At 35.8% G+C, this 3448-nt stretch carries 3 protein-coding genes and 2 pseudogenes; all 5 read right to left on the reverse strand.

Annotated features, from left to right (window positions below):
- Positions 1-117: 117 nt before the first annotated feature.
- Positions 118-975, reverse strand: a complete 858-nt coding sequence (locus tag CSV77_RS16565; RefSeq protein ID WP_099674252.1) for a hypothetical protein — start codon at positions 973-975, stop codon at positions 118-120.
- Positions 976-1319: 344 nt separating this feature from the next.
- Positions 1320-1451, reverse strand: a complete 132-nt coding sequence (locus tag CSV77_RS17430; protein WP_099674255.1) for a hypothetical protein — start codon at positions 1449-1451, stop codon at positions 1320-1322.
- A gap of 11 nt (positions 1452-1462) precedes the next feature.
- Positions 1463-1600: pseudogene (locus CSV77_RS17435) on the reverse strand (IS3 family transposase); the annotation flags it as partial.
- Between the two features lie 470 nt (positions 1601-2070).
- Positions 2071-2712: a hypothetical protein gene (locus tag CSV77_RS16580; RefSeq protein WP_099674253.1), complete on the reverse strand. Its 642-nt coding sequence runs from the start codon at positions 2710-2712 to the stop codon at positions 2071-2073.
- Between the two features lie 84 nt (positions 2713-2796).
- Positions 2797-2982: pseudogene (locus CSV77_RS17440) on the reverse strand (flagellin); the annotation flags it as partial.
- Between the last annotated feature and the right edge of the window lie 466 nt (positions 2983-3448).

A 3448-nucleotide genomic window follows, 5' to 3' on the forward strand; every position in this document is an offset into this window, starting at 1 on the left:
GCATGCGATTTCAATTATACAGAAGGTGATTTAATTAGTAGGGTGGCTCTCACGTCCGCATTCACTGGCTCAATCGTCCGCACTGAGTGGCTCAAAACTCCGCAGAGGTGGCTCAATTCATATGCAATAATCATTAAAGCTATTAATTACTTTTAACTTCATATTTAAGTTCATCATGAGTCTATTCAACGTATTCAACATTATTAAACTTTGTACATCTTTCTCCCCTTTCTTTGTTAACGAATAATTAAAACATACTTCATTAATACTATTATTTAACGGAATTTTAAGAGGTAATGTAAACAACGGATCAAGTTCTAAATGATTGTTAAAGATTACAGTACTTTCAGTATAGTCAAATAAGCTTAATTCAATTGGAACGTTAAAAAATTTATGTTTATTTATATCGTCAGATTCAAATATTATTTTGCATTTAGTGGTGTTTACTGGATGTGTAGCACTTATTACCAGTCCGCTTTCTTTATTTTTCAACATTTGTTTCAAAGGTTCGATTTTAGATTCATTTTCTGGGTTTATTGTTTCAAAGCTAATGTCTTCTACCTTAATCTTTTCTCTTCTTAAAAATGCTTTTTTATAGAAGTCATCCAATGAATTAATGCTATTAAATTTAATATATCCTTTAATAGGCGGATTAGCTTCTAACTCTAAAGAATGGTTGGAATCTTTTGTTTTCACATTGAGATTCTTGCTTTGAGTATTGCGGGGACCTTGACTAATCTTATTTGAAAAAGATTGATATTCTTTAAATAGGAATTGGTCATTTAATAATTCTCTAACTTGTTTATTACTCAATTCAATCTTTTTGCTTTCATATTCCAGACTTATCCCCTTCGAAGAGACATCCACTTTCCATACAACTTCTTTAGTCGTAGATAGTGCGTTAGAAGGGAAGAGAATACTAAAGAATTTTGTAAACGCAGCACTTAAAAATGCTGATGTCATCTGTTCGAACATACTGACCCTCCAATATAAACATTAGTTTTTCTCAAAAGACGGTATTAAAATATTGCCTTGCTCTACTTGTTGGATATTTACTGTGTGTTCCGTCAGCTTAGACTATTTTAATAGAAGTTCACCGTACAATGGAATTGTTTTATTCTCAAACTCAATCCTGAAATCCCACTAGAACACCATCCGTAAAATACAAATACTGCCCATTTCCATAAATCCGTTGCTCTAATAGTATTCCGAGTAACATTCCGATTAAATTTAAATGGCTTTCCCCATAATGATAGAACGTGCACCTGTAGTCAAGCCCATAAAAAATGGACGCGAAAGTTTATGTACAATTGTGTGTGTTATGCACTTTTCAAATAACTAGCCAGGAATGCTTCGGGAGACAAATAACCTAAGCGTTTTTGGCTACGTATTTCTTTGTAGTATTTAATGAACTTTGGAATGACTTCCTCAAGAAGCGTTGGCGTTTCAATTGAACAATGATAAGGTAACTCAGTTTTAAAATGTGAAAAAAACTTTCAATCACAGCATTATCCCAACAGTTTGCTTTTCGGGACATACTTGGTATAAAACCAAGTTCTTTCGATAACTGATTATAACGATGAGATCGATAAGAATTCCCTAGAAAGTGCACCTGTGCATCACACATTTCAGACACTATTCAGAATAGTTCTCGAGTTGCGTGATGCACAGGTGCGTTACACTAAATTTCGTCTAGCAAACACTGATTCACACAGCTCCGGCACTATTCTGGATTACTCTCAATTTGTATGTTGCACAGGTGTGCGCGATAATAACGCACAAAAATTTTATGGTCTGTTTCCATTTGAAGTTGCGACTTGGCAGCGAGTCTCTACGGGCATGACTTCTGAGCCAGAACGTCAGTTGATAGGAACTGGTGTTGCCCGCCTAAGCTGCCCCTAACTGTAAAGTCGCAACGCCCGTTGCGCGCTATTTGCTTAACTGCGCATGGTAGCTATGCAGTATTAGATCAGCGTTAGATAATCAAGGATGCCATGGCTTCGAAATTTGTGATACCAGTTAACGTAATAATCAAGTTCTAGATTCAGTTGCTGTTGATAAATTCAAGGCTTATTTATCTTTTAACAAATCAATCTTAACATCCTCTATTGATAGTTTTAGTTCTTTCATATTGCGATATTGCCAATCTAATATCATCTTGAAAGGTTCTTTAACCATAAGCCCCATTCCAATAAAAATAAATATTAAAGAGCCCATCATCATAGCTAATCCGAAGTACTCCTCATTCGAGAGAGATTCTTTTATAAATAATAGAGAGAGAGGAATGAGAATTAAGACTGCTATATCTTTAACTATTTTATAAAATTTCTCACTTACTTTTAGAGAAGGAAGAATTTCTTCTATTTGCTCTGTTAGTATATCTAATTGTTCCTTTTGAGTAACATTAAAAGAGGAAAGCGATTGTTTCAAATTTTCAAGGTTCTTTGAATGTATATTCCTTTCCGAACCATATTTTCTGTCTTTTATTTTTTTTAATTCAAATCCCATGTAAAGTCCGACTAGTAATGAAAGCAGCAAGCAGACAATGAAAGAAATAGCGCTGTTTGTAACCTTAAACCATGAAAAATAACATGAAAATATTGCTGTAAAAATTATTATTGTTATCACCCATGTGTACCATTTCAATTCTTTAAATAAATGAATATCCTTCTCTTTACCCTTAAAATATTCACCATAAATCAACCAAATCAACTACATACACCTCAAATCTAATTTACTGTCCACAAAAGACAATATGTGACAGGTATTGCAGGTTATTTTTTTGTAAGCAACTAATTATTTCAACAATCCCAAAATCCTTTCCGGATAAATCTTCGTATGACTCATCGTCGCCTGCCCTGCCTGCAGCAGAATAAACTCTCTTATCTGATTAAACATCTCTTTCGCTATATCTGCATCCCGGATACGCGACTCAGCCGCCACCAGGTTTCCGACGTTGGTATCATTTACCTTCACGATATGGTCTAACCGGTTTCAATAGCGCCTACGTAGCCGCTTTTTTCTGTGAGGCTAAAGATGGCCTGCCTTAATCGGCTCAGTGCTTTTTCGGCTCCTGTTCGGTGAGAGATGGTCAGCGTATTGATGCGCAATAACTGATCAGACAAACGGACACGATTATAATCTAGAGCTTGTCCGCAATTCGCGCCTACCTAGAAGTTGAGTTCTTCTTGATCTTCTCGTCATTCTGTACAAAAAAGAGAAAGTCTCTTGCAGGACCTGCAAACCAATCGATTGGCATAGCGCCACATTCCCTGTTGCTAAACTTCAGTTTATTGTCGTTTAGCGCACCTGTATCATACAACTCAAGAACTATTCAGACTAGTGTCGAAGTTGTGTGGTGCACAGGTGCACAATACTAAAGAATGTAGAAGTTCGCAAACCCGTCGCAAAGCGGACAACTATACGGCTTCCCAATCAGATATCTATT

The sequence above is a fragment of the Sporosarcina sp. P16b genome, from assembly GCF_002743065.1.
Lineage (GTDB): Bacteria > Bacillota > Bacilli > Bacillales_A > Planococcaceae > Sporosarcina.

Coding starts and splice junctions, on each gene's coding strand:
- CSV77_RS16565 (WP_099674252.1), bottom strand. CDS start 975: ATGTTCGAACAGATGACATCAGCATTTTTAAGTGCTGCGTTTACAAAA.